Annotated in this window: 14 protein-coding genes; 9 read left to right on the top strand and 5 right to left on the bottom strand. The window is 65.2% G+C overall.

The genetic code is table 11. From position 1 onward, the window contains the following. Positions 1-36 precede the first annotated feature (36 nt). Positions 37-1,134: a hypothetical protein gene (locus tag U5782_RS10865; RefSeq protein WP_322043810.1), complete on the bottom strand. Its 1,098-nt coding sequence runs from the start codon at positions 1,132-1,134 to the stop codon at positions 37-39. A 378-nt stretch (positions 1,135-1,512) separates the two neighbouring features. On the opposite strand from U5782_RS10865, the gene U5782_RS10860 reads away from it, so the two are divergent. Beyond that, positions 1,513-1,791, top strand: coding sequence for a hypothetical protein (locus U5782_RS10860; protein WP_322043809.1), 279 nt, complete (start codon positions 1,513-1,515; stop codon positions 1,789-1,791). Between the two features lie 25 nt (positions 1,792-1,816). Here U5782_RS10860 and fabI read toward each other — a convergent pair whose 3' ends face one another. Further along, positions 1,817-2,596 (bottom strand): enoyl-ACP reductase FabI, encoded by a 780-nt coding sequence (gene fabI / locus U5782_RS10855; RefSeq protein ID WP_322043808.1) that lies wholly within the window; start codon positions 2,594-2,596, stop codon positions 1,817-1,819. Positions 2,597-2,776: 180 nt separating this feature from the next. After that, the gene (locus tag U5782_RS10850) at positions 2,777-5,692 is read right to left on the bottom strand and encodes a DUF3141 domain-containing protein (protein ID WP_322043807.1); all 2,916 of its coding nucleotides are present in this window, start codon (positions 5,690-5,692) and stop codon (positions 2,777-2,779) included. Between the two features lie 523 nt (positions 5,693-6,215). On the opposite strand from U5782_RS10850, the gene U5782_RS10845 reads away from it, so the two are divergent. Beyond that, positions 6,216-7,157 (top strand): bifunctional enoyl-CoA hydratase/phosphate acetyltransferase, encoded by a 942-nt coding sequence (locus U5782_RS10845; protein WP_322043806.1) that lies wholly within the window; start codon positions 6,216-6,218, stop codon positions 7,155-7,157. Beyond that, positions 7,158-8,444: an acetate/propionate family kinase gene (locus U5782_RS10840; RefSeq protein WP_322043805.1), complete on the top strand. Its 1,287-nt coding sequence runs from the start codon at positions 7,158-7,160 to the stop codon at positions 8,442-8,444. It abuts the gene before it with no gap. 30 nt (positions 8,445-8,474) lie between these two features. On the opposite strand, the gene U5782_RS10835 is transcribed toward U5782_RS10840, so the two are convergent. Then, entirely contained in the window at positions 8,475-9,137 is a 663-nt protein-coding gene (locus U5782_RS10835; RefSeq protein ID WP_322043804.1) for an alpha/beta hydrolase, read from the bottom strand. A 234-nt stretch (positions 9,138-9,371) separates the two neighbouring features. Between U5782_RS10835 and U5782_RS10830 the strand changes: the two genes are divergently transcribed. Genes U5782_RS10830 through U5782_RS10805 form a run of 6 tightly spaced genes read left to right on the top strand, consistent with a single transcriptional unit; the run spans position 9,372 to position 13,457 of the window. Continuing rightward, entirely contained in the window at positions 9,372-10,322 is a 951-nt protein-coding gene (locus U5782_RS10830; RefSeq protein WP_322043803.1) for a glyoxylate/hydroxypyruvate reductase A, read from the top strand. A gap of 40 nt (positions 10,323-10,362) precedes the next feature. Next, complete coding sequence (locus U5782_RS10825; RefSeq protein ID WP_322043802.1) at positions 10,363-11,307, top strand: hydroxymethylglutaryl-CoA lyase; 945 nt, start codon at positions 10,363-10,365, stop codon at positions 11,305-11,307. A gap of 26 nt (positions 11,308-11,333) precedes the next feature. After that, the gene (locus U5782_RS10820; RefSeq protein ID WP_322043801.1) at positions 11,334-11,855 is read left to right on the top strand and encodes a YbaK/EbsC family protein; all 522 of its coding nucleotides are present in this window, start codon (positions 11,334-11,336) and stop codon (positions 11,853-11,855) included. Continuing rightward, a complete protein-coding gene (locus U5782_RS10815) occupies positions 11,852-12,067 on the top strand; it encodes a DUF1289 domain-containing protein (protein ID WP_322043800.1) in 216 nt (71 codons plus the stop codon). The genes U5782_RS10820 and U5782_RS10815 overlap by 4 nt, the downstream gene beginning before the upstream one ends. Continuing rightward, positions 12,064-12,522: a MaoC family dehydratase gene (locus U5782_RS10810; RefSeq protein ID WP_322043799.1), complete on the top strand. Its 459-nt coding sequence runs from the start codon at positions 12,064-12,066 to the stop codon at positions 12,520-12,522. The genes U5782_RS10815 and U5782_RS10810 overlap by 4 nt, the downstream gene beginning before the upstream one ends. After that, entirely contained in the window at positions 12,519-13,457 is a 939-nt protein-coding gene (locus tag U5782_RS10805) for an MBL fold metallo-hydrolase (RefSeq protein WP_322043798.1), read from the top strand. The genes U5782_RS10810 and U5782_RS10805 overlap by 4 nt, the downstream gene beginning before the upstream one ends. Before the next feature lie 228 nt (positions 13,458-13,685). Here U5782_RS10805 and U5782_RS10800 read toward each other — a convergent pair whose 3' ends face one another. Next, positions 13,686-14,987, bottom strand: coding sequence for a DUF445 domain-containing protein (locus tag U5782_RS10800; RefSeq protein WP_322043797.1), 1,302 nt, complete (start codon positions 14,985-14,987; stop codon positions 13,686-13,688). Between the last annotated feature and the right edge of the window lie 47 nt (positions 14,988-15,034).

Genomic DNA, 15,034 nt, shown 5'->3' with positions numbered 1-15,034 from the left:
AGGTCCGCGCATGCCTCACGCGTGAACGTGCGACGCTCAGGCGAACGCCAACGCCGATTCGCGCACAGGTTCGCGCACCGAGGCGCCGACCGGCGAGCGCCCGGCATCCTTCGTACGCGCAACGGGGTGCGCGAGCGACTGCCAGTGCAGCTTGGGGAAAATATCGTCGCCCAGCGCGCTATCCAGCGACAGGTTGCATACATCGATACCACGGCGCGCGAGCAGAGCGGCGGCATGGCGAAACGACGGCTCGATAAAGTCAGCGAAGTTGTCGTCGAGATAGCTCGGCTGCATGTCCGACGTCGATTCGTAAAAGCGCGGCGTGCGCTTCGCGGCCTGCAAATCGACGCCATGCAGGTAGAGCCGCTTGAAACCCAGCGCCGCGAGCACCTGCAATCCCGCGTAGGCGACGGTGCGGCCGTCGAACACGCCACGCCGCACATCGAGACTGAAGCCAAGCGGCTGCGGGGCGTCGAACAGCGCGAGCGCGCGTGTGTCGTAGAGCGCGCGCAACTCACGCGGCAACGGGGCGCGACGACCCGCGGGAAACAACATGTCGTCGAGGATGAACACGCGGCAACGGATACGCTCGATGCCGAAGCGCTCGGCGATATGCCAGAGCACGAGCGGCGTGGCGAACAACGTGAGCGGCTCGCCGATCACGCGCTCGACCAGGTCGGGCCGGTTGCGCACGAAGCCCGTATCGACAATGCAGTAGTAATCGAAGCGTACGCCCTGCTGACCGGCCAGCGCGATCGCGCCGTTCACGCCGAGCACGCGCTGCATGGGTAGCGCGCGGTAGTCGATGGCGTTGACGGAGGGACCCGTGGCAATCAGATGGCATTCACGCGCGATATCGAGGCCTTCTGGCGCCGGCGTGAGCAGGCCGTTTACGCACGCGAGTCTGCGGCCGCGAATTCGCATGCCAGAGAGCCGCCCGGCTTCGTCGCGCTCGAGCGCCACACCATGCGCGAGGCGTTCGTTGTGCCGCCACGCGCGCGTATGCGTATAGCGATACAGCAGTTTGAAAAACGTGTTGCCGGCACGCCTTACCGGCGAAATCGTTGCTCGCGCAACATTCTGCCCAGCGCTGCGCGCGCTCGACGAATGGATGGCGTTGCCTTCGATAATCATTACTCTGCCTTGCAACGAAGCGAAGCCGGCGGCCTCGCATCACAGTAAAGCGGGAGTCTAGGGTTTTTGACCGTTACACAGGTTACAGTTAGCCCGCAAGTTATTACGATTATTTACGGGTTATTGCCGTTTATGCATGAAAGCCGAACGTAACGCCATTCCGCAATACGCAAAAATTTGCGTCGTTCATTGCGCCCTGAAAACTTCCATCAAATGACATTTCCCCCTTTATTTGCGGGGTTTTATCGAATATCGAGGCACCACTCTTCTCTTACTGAATTGATTCAGGTCGAGATCATTGTTGCAGATTCGTAATTCAGAGCGAGACAGCCCGGGCTAGATTGGAACCATTCCTTGATCGAACGCCAGGAGGCTCGAATGAACAAGAAACTCATCGCCGCATTGGGTGCAGGCGCAACGATTTTCGCCATTTCGCAAAGTGCAATGGCCGGTGTATCCGTCGGTCTCGCCATCGGTGCGCCCGCGCCGATGTATGCGGCGCCTGCGCCGACCTATGTGGACTGGCACGACGATCGACGCTGGGAAGAACGCCGCTGGCACGAGCGTCAATGGCGCGAACGCCATTGGGACGATCATCGTTGGGGTGGCGACCGTCGCTGGGACGATCGCCATGACGATTACGGCTATCGCCGCTAATCAGCAGACGGCGTGAGTTGAAACCTTACGCCATGATGTGCGCGCCGCCGTCCACATAGACCGTGTTGCCGGTCAGGCGGCGTGCGTAGCGCGTCGCCAGATAGGCGGTGGCGTAGCCGACATCCATGATGTCGACCAGTTCGCCGAGCGGCGCGCGATCGACGGCATCGGCAAGCATGCGGTCGAAGTCGGGCAACCCGGAAGCCGCGCGCGTCTTGAGCGGCCCCGGCGAAACCGCGTGCACGCGAATGCCCAACGGCCCGAGTTCGTAGGCCAGATAGCGGCATGATGCTTCGAGCGCCGCCTTCACCGGCCCCATCAGGTTGTAGTTCGGCACGACGCGATTCGCACCGTCATAACTCATCGCGAACAACGTGCCGCCGCGCGGCATCAGCGGCACGGATCGCTTAGCCATCCGAATGAATGAATGGCACGACACGTCCATCGCATAGGCAAACCCTTGCGCAGATGATTCGAGCAGACCGCCTTGCAGATCGGCTTTCGGGGCATAAGCGATCGAGTGCAGCACGATGTCGACCGAGCCCCAGCGATCGCGCACGGATTCGAATACGGCATCGAGCTGCGCATCGTCCTCCACGTTCAGCGGCAGCAGCATCGTCGCGTCGAGTTCATTGGCGAGCGGTTCGACGTAAGGTTTGGCCTTGTCGTTGAGATAGGTGAGCGCGAGTTCCGCGCCGAGTTCTGCGAACGCGCGCGCGCAACCGTAGGCGATCGATTCGGCATTCGCCACGCCGGTCACGAGGGCGCGCATACCGGCGAGCGGGCGGTCGGGTGGTGTCTGCATGGCTTACCTCGTTGACGATGAGTGATGGCACTTGCATGAACTGCGGCATGGACTTTGGCACCTACCGCGCGGGGCGTTTTCTCTCAGGTTCCGGCTTGTCGTGTTTCTCATGTATGACGCTGCCCGCGCGAACGATGCTGTTGCGTGTCGCTGCCCATGCTACCCGTGCTGCGTGGCGGCTTACTCCCCTGCGCGCGAAGCCCGGCGACGCGCCGCCGTGGGTCGCGCCGTACGCGTAGCCGACGGCGTGCTCGTGGCGCGCGCCCCGCGCGCAGCGGAGGCCTTTGTCGCGGGGGCTTTCGCCACGGGCGCATCCACCGCATGCGCCGCAGCCGCGGCGGCCGCCTTCACCTTCGAGGCCGGGCGCGCCGCGCGCTTGGGCTTTTCCAGGGGCGTAGGCGTCGCTGCTACGGCGGAGGCTTTCGTCGTCTTCACAGCCTTCGCACGAGGACGCGCGGGCGTGACGGCGGGCGTTGCGACCGGCGCCTCGACGTGCGCTGCCGAGGCTGAAGGCGCCGATGCAGCGCTCTGCGTGCCGCTCGATGCCGTTTGCGATCCTGCGTCCGGCTTTCCACCTGCACCGCCCGCACCACCGCCTGCACCACCCGCACCGCCACTTCCCGGCGGCGGCGGCAACGCTTCCTTCTCGCTGCCAGGCTTCAGCCCCAGCACGCGCTGCACTTCGGCGAAGCGCTCAGCACGCCCGCCTTCCAGCGGCCCGTAAGCGGTCGCAACCTGATACACCACCGCAAGCAACGTATGACGCGTGCGTTGATCCGGCACGAGTTGGGGCAGCGCCTCGATCGCGGCAGCCGGGTCGAGCTGCACGATCGCGCCCTGGCGGCGCGCCGCGTCCTTGAGCTCGGCGATACTCGGCTGCTTGTCGCCCATATACTCGCGCGCCAGTTCGCGCATGCGCTGGAACGGCCGGTACTGCACGACGTGCATTTCGTCGGCGAGGTAGGCCGTGATGCGCATGAAGGCATCGACGAGCGTGCCCGTGTGCAGATGCGCGCGCGCCGCGCGCAAACGCGTCTGCGCCAGTTCCTTGCGCAGCGCGCTGAGCGGCGGCGCAATCGGATCGAGCGGCGTGTTGGGCGCAACGCCCACCCACGCCTGAACCCACGGCGCCGTGTAGAGACTGTAGAAGGTCCGCTCGACCCACGCGTCACGCGCATCGCGGTACGCGTCCCACGCGCCTTCGATCGTGGCCGATACCTGCTTTTCGATCAGCGTGAACGGATTGTCGGGTGCCGCAGGTTTGCGATGCGTGCGCACCGCCTCGGCGATCGCAGGCAAGACGCCCAGCGCCGGGTTCGCATCGCTGAACATGCTGCGCTCCACGCGCGACGGATGCGTCTCGCGCAACACATGCGCCGTGAGCGCGTTGCTCGACGCGCGCACGAGCGGCGAGACATACAGATCGTAGATGCGCTGATTGTTTTCGGCAAAACGGCGCACGACTTCGAACGGCTGTTCGTCGTCGCGACCGTCGTCGAGCGCCAGCACGTCGTCGATTGTGCGGCGCTCGAAGCGGATCTCATAGCGCCCTTCGAGCGCTTCCAGCCGTCCCGCTTCCGGCGTCGAGTCGGTGATCTTCGCTTCGTAGAGGCCCGGCGGCAGCACGTCGATCAGGTCGAGCGCGGAAAATAGTTCGGTGTGCTCCTTATTCGCCACACTCGCCGAAACGAAGATACCCAGGTGCCCCACCTTGTCGTGCAGGCAATACACGATCACCTGCTCGTTGGCGACGATCTCGTCCACGCTCGCGTAGAGATCGGGAATCCAGTTGAGCGCCTGTTGCGGCGGCGTGATGTTGTCGCCCCATGAAGCCAGCACGATGATCGGCGTGCGGATATTGCGCAGGTCCACCGGCGCACGCGCGTTCTTCGCGTACACCTCGTTGCGCGTGAGGTGATTGCCAACGAACAGGTTCTGCACGATCCAGTCGATTTCGGCGCGGTTGAGCTGGAAGTGACCGCCCCACCAGCGCTCGAACTCCAGGAAGCGCTCACGCTCCGTATCGACCTTCGCGTAGAGGCCATAGAGCTTGCCCCAGAACGTGTTGGCCGGATTCAGGTTCTCGAAGTTCTGCACGAGATACGCGCCGTCGAAGTGACCGTCGCCCAGATCGGCGGCCAGCGACGACGCCCACGAACCGCCCAGCATGCCGCCCGAGTAACGCATCGGGTTCTTGCCGCGCACGCCAGCCCAGTACGAGAGCGGCGAGCCGGCGAGCATGAGCGGGCCGACCAGCGAAGGCGCGGATGCCGCGAGCAGCGCCGCGGCCCAGCCGCCCTGGCAGTTGCCGATCACGAAGGGCAGTCCATCGGATTCGGCGTGCAGTTCGCGCACCTTCCGCAGAAACACGGCTTCGGCCTTGCCGACCGATTCGATCGTCTGCGTTTCAGTCGGCACCGGGAAGAAGGTCACGAAGTAGCACGGATGGCCCTTGCGCAACGCGATACCCACTTCGCTGTCCATCTTGAAGCCCGCAATGCCGGGGCCGTGGCCCGCGCGCGGATCGATCACGACGAACGGACGCATACGCGCATCGGTCTGCACGCCGGGTTCGGGCTTGATGCGCAGGAGTGCGTAATTGCACGGGTCGTCCAGCTCGCGGCCATCGACGATCACATCGTATTCGAACGCGAGCACCGGCGGCATGCCGGCCTTTTCGTGCATATAGGTCTGATTGCCGCGTTCGCGCAACACGTCGAGGAACAGCACGCTGCGCTGCCACGCGTCGAACAGGTAGTCGAACAGCGGCTGGATTGCGGCGGGCGCGGCCGCGGGCAGCTTCGGCGCGGCAGGCAGGCTGGCCCAGGCCGAAGGTTCGCGCGTCGGCGCAAATCCGCTGAACGGCGCGGCGGCATGCGTCAAGGCCGAGTGGGCCGACTGCCAGGCGTTGCTGAACGCGGATTGCGCAGCTTCGGCCGACTCCGCGAACGCGTTGGCGATGGGCTGGAACGGTGGCAGCGTCTGGAATGCGGGGAGGGACGAGAGCGGCCAGAGGGGCCAGAACGGGGACGCCGGATCAGCGGAAGTCGACGAGGTTGCGGGCGAGGATGCAGGCGAGAGGGTGGAAACTGCCACGACACGAATCTCCTTTAACGAGGCGCGCGCGGCCACGTGGAGTGCGGCGGCGCGGGCAGTGCGGCCCGTCTGCCCGATCACGCCGATCGGGGAGAGCCGCTCCGGTGTCATGCAGCATGTGCGGCGCGCGCCGTGCAACAGGCGAGCGCGCACGGCAGTCATGCTGCACTGCAAAAGTCCAATCTAGGCAGCGCCTCGCCGAAAGTCAAGGCGGGCCGGATCGCGCTGCCGCTTCATGATCGCCCCGCGCCGTGAAGACGACGTGACAGAAACACGCAGACGCGCGCGGCGCTTTGCTGCATGGCCCACGCAGCGCGGGCAGGCGATCATGCGCGATGCATGCGGACGACGCGCGGCGCGCACTTTACGCGCTGCGCCGCGCGCGCTGGCATACACTATTGGCGCTTTGCGCGGCGCAACATGACCGCGTAGTGGCGCGGTCCTGGAGGCGGCTAGCGTGCCTGCCGCCGGGGCCTTTGCGTGGTCGACTTCGTGTTCAAGCCTGCTTTGCGTGGAGCCTGAAATGACTGCAACGCCCGACAAATACTCGGTCCTGCTGACGCGCTGCGCCGGCCTTCCCCCGGTGCCCACGGCGGTGGCGCATCCCTGCGACGTCTCGTCGCTCACGGGCGCACTGGACGCCGCCAACCTCGGCCTGATTTCGCCGATCCTCGTCGGCCCGGAAGAGAAGATCCGTTCCGTCGCGCAGGAAGCGAACCTCTCGCTCGACAATGTGGTGATCGTCGATGCGCCGCACAGTCACGCCTCCGCCGAGCGCGCCGTGCTCGCGGTGCGTTCGGGCGAGGCCGAACTGCTCATGAAGGGCAGCCTGCACACCGACGAGTTGCTGCACGAAGTGGCCTCGGGGTCCAATGGCCTGCGCACGGAGCGCCGCCTCTCGCACGTGTTCGCGATGGACGTGCCCACGTACCACAAGCCGCTCTTCATCACCGACGCCGCCGTCAACATCTTCCCCAAGCTCGCCGACAAGGCCGACATCGTGCGCAACGCAATCGACCTCGTGCAGGCGCTCGGCATCGCCACGCCGAAGGTGGCGATCCTCGCGGCAGTCGAAACGGTCTCCGACAAGATGCCCTCGACGATCGAAGCCGCTGCGCTGTGCAAGATGGCCGACCGAGGCCAGATCGTAGGCGGCCTGCTCGACGGGCCGCTCGCCTTCGACAACGCCATCAGCGCCGAAGCGGCGCGCATCAAGGGCATCCACTCGCCGGTCGCGGGCGACCCCGACATCCTGCTCGTGCCCGACCTCGAAGCGGGCAATATGCTCGCCAAGCAGCTCACCTTTCTTGCGGGCGCGGAAGCGGCTGGCATCGTGCTGGGCGCGCGCGTGCCCATCATCCTCACGAGCCGGGCCGACACCGTGCGCTCGCGCATCGGCAGTTGCGCGATCGCCGTGCTGCTCGCTCATGCGCGGCGCGCGCGCCAGAACGCGGAGGTGCTGTAAATGAGCGCCGACCTGCCTCGCGAGATCCATGCGCAAAGCGCTTCAGCCGCCCAAAACGAAGGCCAGATCGTGCTGGTCGTCAACGCCGGGTCGTCGAGCATCAAGTGTTCGGTGTATCGGGTGATCGACGATCCGCATGTGGAAGGCGGCATACGCGCAGGCGGCGCGCGCGCGATTCATGGCGCGGGCGGCCAGATCGAAGGCATCGGCGTGGCGCCGCGCGTGGAAGCGCATATGGCCGATGGACGCCTGATCGTCGACGAAAAATTTCCCGTGGCCCAGGTCGCCGATCACGACGCCGCGTTCCGCCTGCTGCGCCTCGTGCTCGCCGTGGGTTTGCGCGACACGCCGCCCGCCGCGATCGGCCATCGTGTCGTGCATGGCGGCGCGCATTTCAAGGACGCCACGCTCATCGACGACAAGGTGATCGAAGCGCTCGACGCGCTCACGCCGCTCGCGCCGCTGCATCAGCCGCACAACCTCGCGGCGATCCGCGCGGTGCGCGTCGCCGCGCCGGAGTTGCCGCAGGTGGCCTGCTTCGACACGGCGTTTCATGCGGGCAACGACATCATGGCGCAGCTCTTCGCGCTACCCTATCACTACTACGAGGAAGGCATCCGCCGATACGGCTTTCACGGCCTCTCGTACGAGTACATCGCGCACCATCTGCATGCGGTCGCGCCCGATATCGCACGCGGGCGCGTGGTGGTCGCGCATCTCGGCAACGGCGCGAGCCTGTGCGCGATGAAGGACGGCCAGAGCGTGGAAACGACGATGGGCCTCACCGCGCTCGACGGCCTGCCGATGGGCACGCGTTGCGGCGCGCTCGACGCGGGCGCGGTGCTGTGGATGCTGGAGCACGGCATGGGCCACGACGAGATCCAGAAGCTGCTGTATCACGACTCGGGGCTCAAGGGGCTATCGGGCCTGAGCAGCGACATGCGCGATCTGCTCGCGAGCGACAGTGCGCAGGCGAAGCTCGCCATCGACTTCTACACGTACAGGATCGCGCAGGAAGTGGGCAAGCTCGCGGTGGTGCTCGGCGGGCTCGATGCGCTGGTGTTCACAGCGGGCATTGGCGAACATGCGCCGCAGATTCGTGCGCAGGTGTGCGAGCGCCTCGCGCCGCTATTCGGCATCGTGCTCGATGCGGCGGCCAACGACGCCGGCAAGGAGCGCGTGGCCGCACGCGAGAGTCGCGTGCCGGTATTCGCGACCCGCACCGATGAAGAAGGGATGATCGCGCTGCACACCGCGCGGCTGCTGCGCGACGCGAAGCCTCATTGAGCGCGAGGTCTGGCGCGCCGATCAGGCCAGTCAGGCGTATTTGAGGCGCGCTTCGATCGACTCCGCGCGTTCGCGTACGGGGTCGCCAGCCGATTTATCGATGCCATCGGCCGCATCGCCGTCCTCATCGCGCAGACGGCGCGGCGCTTCGCAATGCACGAGCGTATCGACGAAATACTTCGCGCGCGGCCAGGGGCCAAAGCCCGCCGCCGTGTTGATATGGCCCGCGTCGCCGAGGTTCACGAACGCGCTGCCGAGTTGCTGCGCGAGACGCTGCGCACCATCGAGCGACATCCAAGGGTCCGTTTCGCTGCCGATCAGGATCGACGGCACCGGCAGGCGGCGCGGCTCGAACGGCCCGGCAAAACGGAACTTCTCCGGGCTCGCGGGCGCGACGAACAGCACGCCGGTCACATCGGCGCTCAACAAGCCTTGTTGCAGCGCATAAGCGGTCACGAGGCAGCCGAAGCTGTGCGCCGCGAGCAGGAACGGCCCGCGCTCGCGCGTGAGCAACTGCGCGAGCGCACGGCTCCAGATCGCCAGATCGGGGGCGTCCCAGTCTTCCTGTTCGACTCGCAACGAGCGCGGAAACTGGCGCTCGAGCCAGCTCTGCCAATGCGCCCCGTCGCTGCCGTGCAGGCCCGGCACGGTGACGAGTCTCGGCGGCCAGCGGGATTGTGCGCACGAAAGCATGATTTTTTCCTCGCTTCGACGGATCGTGAAGGGATTGTGATCCGCTCCCCATGCTCGCCGAACCAATTTTTTTTGCTTTGCTTTTTCGCGGCAGCCGCACGGCGTGGTGCGCGCGGAGAAAGCGCGGCGGCTTCCGGCACGAAAAAGTAGAATGTGTCCCACGAATCTTGCTAGCTTCGGCGGCCAACTTTGGTGACTCAATTCGCCAGGCGATTTCGAGGGACACGTAGCACGATGAAAATTCTGTTCTGGCTCCCACAAGCCGACGCTTCCACCTGGCTCGCAGGCCTGCGGCACGCGCTGCCCGGCGCCGAACTTCGCGAATGGCAACCCGGCGACACGGCCCCTGCCGACTACGCGATCGTCTGGCATCCGCCACGCGAGCTATTCGCCGCGCCGCGCGGCCTGTGCGCGGTCTTCAACCTGGGCGCGGGTGTCGACGCGATCCTCGCGCTCGAACGCGAGCATCCGGGCACCTTGCCGCAGGACGCGCTGCTCGTGCGTCTCGAAGACTCGGGCATGGCCCCGCAGATGGCCGAATACGTGCAGCATGCGGTGCTGCGCTATCTACGCCGCTTCGACGAATACGCACTGCAACAGGCGCGCCGCGAATGGCATGTGCTCGCGCCGCATCCGCGCGAGAGCTTTACCGTGGGCGTGCTGGGCCTTGGCGTGCTGGGCGCGCAGGTCGCGCAAGCCGTGGCCGCGCTCGGCGTGCCGGTGCGCGGTTTTTCGCGCAGCGCGAAAACCATCGACGGCATCGAGACCTTCTCGGGCGAATTGCGCGGCCCGCAATTCAACGCCTTTCTCGACGACGTGAATGTGCTCGTGAACCTGCTGCCCGCCACGCCGGATACGGAGAACGTGCTCAACGCTGCGACCTTCGACAAGCTCGCGCGCGGCGCCTATCTCGTGAACGTCGCGCGCGGCACGCATCTGGTCGAACAGGATCTGCTTGACGCACTCAAACACGGCACGCTCGCGGCGGCCACGCTCGACGTGTTCTACACCGAACCGTTGCCGCCCGAGCATGCGTTCTGGCGCGAACCGCGCATCACGATCACGCCGCATAGCTCGGCGCTGACGCTGCGCGAAGAAGCGATCTCGCAGATCGCAGACAAGATCGAGGCGCTCTCACGCGGTAAAACCGTGAGCGGCGTCGTGCATATCCAGCGCGGCTATTGAAGCGATTGACCCGCTGAAAAGATAAGGACAGGAGACAGGCATGGCAGCAACCGTACTTCAAAATGGACTTCCCGCAGCAGTCAAAATCGTCGAAGTCGGGCCGCGCGATGGTTTGCAGAACGAAAAGGAATTCGTGCCAACGGCGGTGAAAATCGAATTGATCGATCGCCTCACGAAAGCGGGTTTTCCGAATATCGAAGCGGCATCGTTCGTCTCGCCGAAATGGGTTCCGCAGATGGCCGACGGCGCCGACGTGATGGCCGGCATCGCGCGTCGCGAAGGCACGATCTATTCGGCGCTCACGCCTAATTTGCGCGGCTTCGAAGGCGCACTCGCCGCGCGCGCCGATGAAATCGTGATTTTCGGTGCGGCAAGCGAAGCGTTTTCGCAGAAGAACATCAATTGCTCGATTGCCGAAAGCATCGAACGCTTCGTGCCCGTGGCCGAAGCGGCAAAGGCCAACGGCCTGCGCATTCGCGGCAGCGTATCGTGCTCGCTCGGCTGCCCGTATCAGGGCGAAGTGCCGGTGGAATCGGTGGTAGACGTGGTGCAGCGTTTCGCGGCACTCGGCTGCGACGAAATCGATATCGCCGATACGATCGGCGTGGGCACCGCGAAGCGCGTGCACGAAGTATTCGACGCGGTGACGAAGGTATTCCCGCGCGAGCGTCTTTCGGGCCACTTCCACGACACCTACGGCCAGGCGCTCGCCAACATCTATGCAGCGCTCGAAGAAGGCATCGCGATTTTTCACGCCTCGGTGGCGGGCCTTGGCGGTTGTCCTTATGCGAAGGGCGCAACCGGCAACGTCGCGACCGAAGACGTGCTGTACCTGCTCAACGGCCTCGGCATTCATACGGGCGTCGATCTCGATCAGGTCGTGGCCGCCGGTGATTTCATCTCGCGCGCCATCGGCCGCAACAATGTCTCGCGCGCGGGCAAGGCGCTGCTCGCCAAACAGCAGAACGCCACCGCGTGCGCATGATCGGTAGTACGAAGGAAAATGAAGCTATGACGGATACCCTCATCAACTCCGAAAAAGACGGCATCGAAGCTCTGCCCGAATCCGCCCGCCGCGTGGCTCTGCTGCTGCGCGATCACGGCCATGCGAAGCCGGTCGTGCTGCTGCCCGAAACCGGCAAGACCTCGGCGGAAGCGGCAGCGGGCCTTGGCTGCGAAGTCGCGCAGATCGCCAAGTCGATCCTGTTCCGCCGCCGCAAGGACGACGCGCCGATTCTCGTGATCGCGAGCGGCGCGAACCGTGTCGACGAAAAGAAGGTCGAGGCGCATGTCGGCGAGATCGGCCGCGCCGACGCGAAGTTCGTGCGCGAAATGACCGGCTATGCGATTGGCGGCGTGTGCCCGATCGGCCACGCAACGCGCCCCGTCACGCTGATCGACGCCGATCTCTTCGCGCTCGACAGCCTGTGGGCAGCGGCGGGCCATCCGCATGCGGTGTTCAATCTGTCGCCGCAGGAACTCGCGGCGATGACCGGTGCGCCCGTCGTGGATGTCGCGCTGCGCGACGCATGAGCACGCCCGCGTCCACGTCCACACCCTCGCCCTCGCCCTGCATCAACGTGTGCCGCATGCACGAAGCGAGCGGCCTGTGCGAAGGCTGCCTGCGCACGATCGACGAGATTGCGTCGTGGTCCACGCTCGACGATGCAGCGAAGCGCGCGGTTTGGGAGGCGATCGAAGTGCGGCATTCGCAGTGGCTCGCCAGACGCGAGGACGCGCAATGACCGCGCCCGCACGCATCGTCGAGATCGGCGAGACGTTCAGCGACACGCTCGCGCTCTCGCCCGACTCGGTGAAAACGTTCGCGACGCTCGTGAACGACATGAACCCGCTGCACCATGACGAAGCCTATGCCGCGCAAAGTCGCTTCGGCGGCCTGATCGCGTCCGGCACGCAGCCAACCGCGCACTTCATGGCGCTGCTGGCGACGCACTTTTCGCAGTATGCGCAACCGCTCGGACTCGAATTCGACATGAAGCTCAAGCGCGCCGCCCATGCGCGCGATGTGCTGACGTTCGAATGGCGCGTCGTGCAGGCGTACTGGAAAGCGAGTCTGAACGGCGACTTGGTGAAGCTCGAAGGCACGGCGAAGAATCAGCACGGCGACACGCTGATCGTGGGCCACTCGACGATCCTCGTGATGCCAAAGCCGCAAGCGGTTGAGGTCGCCAACTCATGAGCGAAGCAGCCGCAGTCGTATTGCCCGCTTCGATACGCGTGTTCGAGCGCGGCTGGCTGTCGTCGAACAATGTGCTGCTGGTCGATCAAGAACGTGCAGCACTCGTCGATACGGGCTACGCAACGCACGCCATACAAACCGTCGCACTCGTTCGGCATGCGCTCGCCGGCCGCGCGCTCGACCTCCTCATCAACACGCATCTGCATTCGGACCATTGCGGCGGCAACGCGCAATTGCAGGCGCACTGGCCGTGCGGAACGCTGATTCCCGCCGCCAGCGAGCGCGCCGTGCGCGAATGGGACGAAGCACGGCTCACTTTTGCCGCGACGGGGCAGACCTGCGAGCGCTTCGGATTCACGGGCACGCTCGCGCCGGGTGCGCGCCTGACGCTGGGCGGCTTCGACTGGGACGTGATTGGCGCGCCGGGTCATGATCCCGACTCGCTGATGCTCTACGCGCCCGAGCCGCGCGTGCTGATCAGCGCCGACGCGCTCTGGGAGCACGGCTTCGGCGTGATCTTCCCCGAACTCGACGGTGAAAGCGGTTTTGCGGAGCAGCAGGCCGTGCTCGACGCGATCGCGAAGCTGGACGTGGCGACCGTGATTCCGGGTCATGGCGCACCGTTCGCGAACGTCGGCGCGGCGCTCGAGCGCGCGTATTCGCGCCTCGCCTGGCTGCGCGCCGATCCCGCGCGCAACGCGAAGAATGCGCTCAAGGTGCTGATCGTGTTCAAGCTGCTCGAAGTGCGCGCGCTACGCTTCGCGACCCTGGAAGCGATGTTGGCCGACGCCGCGGCGATGCGCGCGGCAGCGCAGCAACTGGCGCCCGAAACGGCGTGGCCCGCGCTGCTGCGCGAGCTGGCCGGGGAACTGGCGAAGAGTGGCGCGCTCGTGCTGCACGAGGATGGCATCGAAGCGCCGGCCCATGCGGCGTGAATGCCGAAAAAAAACGCTCGTCCTTTTTCGAGGACGAGCGAGAGTATCTTGCTCTGACGTGATCAACGTTCGAGCCGATCATACTCGTGCCTGATTACACGTCGCATCGGTGATTTCCCTACAGACTGTCAGCGCTGCAAGAAGGCCTGACTTACGTAAGGAAACCACGCTCACGTCATCGAATTTACTTCGATATCCGAATTTAACTGGAATGCATCTGCGACGCTTTCACATTGCGATTTGCAGACGCAACCACTCGAACAGATTCGAACAGAGATAGAGGCCCAAGCCGATCGTGCCGCCAATCAGCGTGCCGTTCACGCGGATGCGTTGCAGGTCTTTACCGATCTTCAACTCGATCAGGCGCGCGGTCTCGCGCGTGTCCCAGTTGCGCACCGTATCGCGGATGTGATGCGTGAGGTAACGCGAGAACTCCGGCGCCATCGCGCGCGCGGCGTCCTCCAGATGACCGTTGAGCGAGGCGCGCAAATCCGCATCGGCGGCGAGCGCTTCGCCTAGCCATTGCCCCGTCGCCGCCACTTTCTCGTGCAGCGTCGAGTCGGGTTGTTCGAGATCGTTGCGCAGCCACGCGCGCAGGCTATTCCAGAGTTCGCGCGTGTAGTCGTTGAGCGCGCTACCTTCGCGCAGGCTCGCCTTCAACTCCTCGCCCTTGCGCAAAAAGGCCGGATCGCTCTTCAACTGCACGATGAGCTTGTGCATGACCTCGTCGAACTTCTGTCGCAGATGATGTTCGCGATCCTCGCTTACCTGTAGCAGCAGGCGGCTCACGGCGCTCTCCAGCACGCGCGCGCCGGTATCGCCGAGCCATTCCGACGGGAGAATCTTCTCGAACTTCGGAAACTCGCCCTTGAGGCCATCGACGATGCGCGACGCCACGAACGTGCGCGTGCTCTCCTCCGCCAGCAGCAAGCCAAGCTGATCGAGCATGCGGTCGAGTAGTTCCTGATGACGGCCGTCCTTCGTGAGCGTGTCGAGGATCGCGCCCGCCGACTTCGAGAGATCGACCTTGTCGAGCGCCGCGTACAGGCCGTCGCGGATGAAAGCCTGGATACGCGTGTCGTCGGTGAGGCCGAGCAGGCCCGACATCAGGCGTACGGCGTAGTCGCCCAGGCGCTGTGCATTGTGCGGCGCGGTGAGCCAGCCCGAGAACCGCTCGACCGGATCGTGACGGCGTATCAGCCCCACCAGTGAATTCACATCGAGAAACCTCTCCTGCACGAACACGGCCAGCTGGTCGGCGATGCGATCCTTGTTGCGCGGAATCACGCCCGTGTGGGCAGCGACGAAGGGAATCGGCACGCGCCGGAACAGCGCGACCACGGCGAACCAGTCGGCCAGCGCGCCCACCATCGCGGCTTCGCTCATGGCCTTGATGGCGCCGACGATCAGGCCCGGCGGCGAGAGCGCCGTGACGACGAACACCACGGCGGCGCCAATCAGCAGTAAGAGCGCGCGGCGTTTAGCCGTGGTGAGTTCGGCTTCGTCGCGGCTGAGTTCAGTGGGGGTCATGCTTTCGGTCGAGGTCCGGGGTCACAGGTCCGCGACATTATGCGGGG

Origin of the sequence: Paraburkholderia sp. J67, from assembly GCF_905220265.1 — a bacterium.
Taxonomy (GTDB): Bacteria; Pseudomonadota; Gammaproteobacteria; order Burkholderiales; family Burkholderiaceae; genus Paraburkholderia.
The sequence above is the reverse complement of the archived record's forward strand: the minus strand, read 5'-3'. Positions and strand labels throughout refer to the sequence as shown.

Bases quoted from the DNA above. Each gene is read 5' to 3' on its own strand.
- U5782_RS10860 (WP_322043809.1), top strand. From the start codon at position 1,513: ATGAACAAGAAACTCATCGCCGCATTGGGTGCAGGCGCAACGATTTTC.
- U5782_RS10830 (WP_322043803.1), top strand. From the start codon at position 9,372: ATGAAAATTCTGTTCTGGCTCCCACAAGCCGACGCTTCCACCTGGCTC.
- U5782_RS10820 (WP_322043801.1), top strand. From the start codon at position 11,334: ATGACGGATACCCTCATCAACTCCGAAAAAGACGGCATCGAAGCTCTG.
- U5782_RS10845 (WP_322043806.1), top strand. From the start codon at position 6,216: ATGACTGCAACGCCCGACAAATACTCGGTCCTGCTGACGCGCTGCGCC.
- U5782_RS10800 (WP_322043797.1), bottom strand. From the start codon at position 14,987: ATGACCCCCACTGAACTCAGCCGCGACGAAGCCGAACTCACCACGGCT.
- U5782_RS10840 (WP_322043805.1), top strand. From the start codon at position 7,158: ATGAGCGCCGACCTGCCTCGCGAGATCCATGCGCAAAGCGCTTCAGCC.
- U5782_RS10865 (WP_322043810.1), bottom strand. From the start codon at position 1,134: ATGATTATCGAAGGCAACGCCATCCATTCGTCGAGCGCGCGCAGCGCT.
- U5782_RS10805 (WP_322043798.1), top strand. From the start codon at position 12,519: ATGAGCGAAGCAGCCGCAGTCGTATTGCCCGCTTCGATACGCGTGTTC.
- U5782_RS10810 (WP_322043799.1), top strand. From the start codon at position 12,064: ATGACCGCGCCCGCACGCATCGTCGAGATCGGCGAGACGTTCAGCGAC.
- fabI (WP_322043808.1), bottom strand. From the start codon at position 2,596: ATGCAGACACCACCCGACCGCCCGCTCGCCGGTATGCGCGCCCTCGTG.
- U5782_RS10815 (WP_322043800.1), top strand. From the start codon at position 11,852: ATGAGCACGCCCGCGTCCACGTCCACACCCTCGCCCTCGCCCTGCATC.
- U5782_RS10835 (WP_322043804.1), bottom strand. From the start codon at position 9,137: ATGCTTTCGTGCGCACAATCCCGCTGGCCGCCGAGACTCGTCACCGTG.
- U5782_RS10825 (WP_322043802.1), top strand. From the start codon at position 10,363: ATGGCAGCAACCGTACTTCAAAATGGACTTCCCGCAGCAGTCAAAATC.